This window comes from Lachnoclostridium sp. An118, from assembly GCF_002160985.1.
GTDB lineage: Bacteria > Bacillota > Clostridia > Lachnospirales > Lachnospiraceae > Claveliimonas > Claveliimonas stercoravium.
The window spans coordinates 1-1,497 of the sequence record NZ_NFLQ01000049.1 but is presented as its reverse complement, the minus strand read 5'-3'; the positions used below and the strand labels follow the sequence as shown (position 1 = coordinate 1,497).

Below are 1,497 nucleotides of genomic sequence, written 5' to 3'. Positions count from 1 at the left end.
GGTGAACTGAAACATCTAAGTAGCCGGAGGAAGAGAAAGAAACATCGATCCCGGGAGTAGCGGCGAGCGAAACCGGGAGAGCCCAAACCGGGGTGCGTGCACCCCGGGGTTCGGACCGCAGGGTTGATTTACCGAGAGTAGCAGAATGGTTTTGGGAAAGCCAGCCAGAGAGGGTGAAAGCCCCGTAAGCGAAACTTGAAGTAACATGGCGGTATCCAGAGTAGGTCGAGACACGTGGAACCTTGACTGAAGGCGCGGGGACCACCCCGTAAGGCTAAATACTCCTTAGTGACCGATAGCGCATAGTACTGTGAAGGAAAGGTGAAAAGGACCCCGGGAGGGGAGTGAAAGAGAACCTGAAACCCTGTGTTTACAAGCTGTGGAAGAACTTTACATGTTCAACCGCGTACTTTTTGTAGAACGGTCCGGCGAGTTACGCTGGCTGGCGAGGTTAAGGACTGAAGGTCCGGAGCCGAAGGGAAACCAAGTCTTAATAGGGCGGTAAGTCAGTCGGAGTAGACCCGAAACCGGGTGATCTATCCATGTCCAGGTTGAAGTTGCCGTAAAAGGCAATGGAGGACCGAACCCACATCCGTTGAAAAGGGTGGGGATGAGGTGTGGATAGGGGAGAAATTCCAATCGAACCCGGAGATAGCTGGTTCTCCTCGAAATAGCTTTAGGGCTAGCCTCGTCCAAGTCTTGCGGAGGTAGAGCACTGAATTTCCTAGGGGGCGTCAAAGCTTACCGAAGAATATCAAACTCCGAATGCCGCGTAGATGGTGGACGGGAGTCAGACTACACGAGATAAGTTGGGTAGTCGAAAGGGAAAGAGCCCAGACCTGCAGCTAAGGTCCCAAAGTGTGTGTTAAGTGGAAAAGGATGTGGGATTTCAAAGACAACCAGGATGTTGGCTTAGAAGCAGCCACACATTAAAAGAGTGCGTAATAGCTCACTGGTCGAGAGGTCCTGCGCCGAAAATGTCCGGGGCTGAAACACACCACCGAAGCTCGGGAATGTAGATGATACATTGGTAGAGGAGCATTGCATACGGGACGAAGCAGTACCGGAAGGAGCTGTGGACTGTATGGAAGAGAGAATGCCGGAATGAGTAGCGAGAGGAAGGTGAGAATCCTTCCGGCCGAATATCCAAGGTTTCCAGAGTAAAGCTGATCTGCTCTGGGTAAGTCGGGACCTAAGGCGAGGCCGAGAGGCGTAGTCGATGGACAACAGGTTGAGATTCCTGTACTACGGTATGACAGAACTGTGGGGACGCAGAAAGAGAGCACTACCGGGAATGGAAAGACCGGGGCAAGCGAGGTAGGAGTCACATAGGCAAATCCGTGTGGCGATCCGAAGACGTGACGCATACCGAACTAAAAGTAGGGAAATGTGTGAGCTGGCTGCCAAGAAAAGCCGCTATCGTTCATACCGTACCCGTACCGTAAACCGACACAGGTGGATGAGGAGAGGATCCTAAGGCCGACGGGAGAAGCATTG

The 1,497-nt window shown here is 52.7% G+C and carries 1 rRNA gene; it reads left to right on the top strand.

Annotated features, from left to right (window positions below):
• A 23S ribosomal RNA gene (locus B5E62_RS16615) occupies positions 1-1,497 on the top strand; the annotation flags it as partial.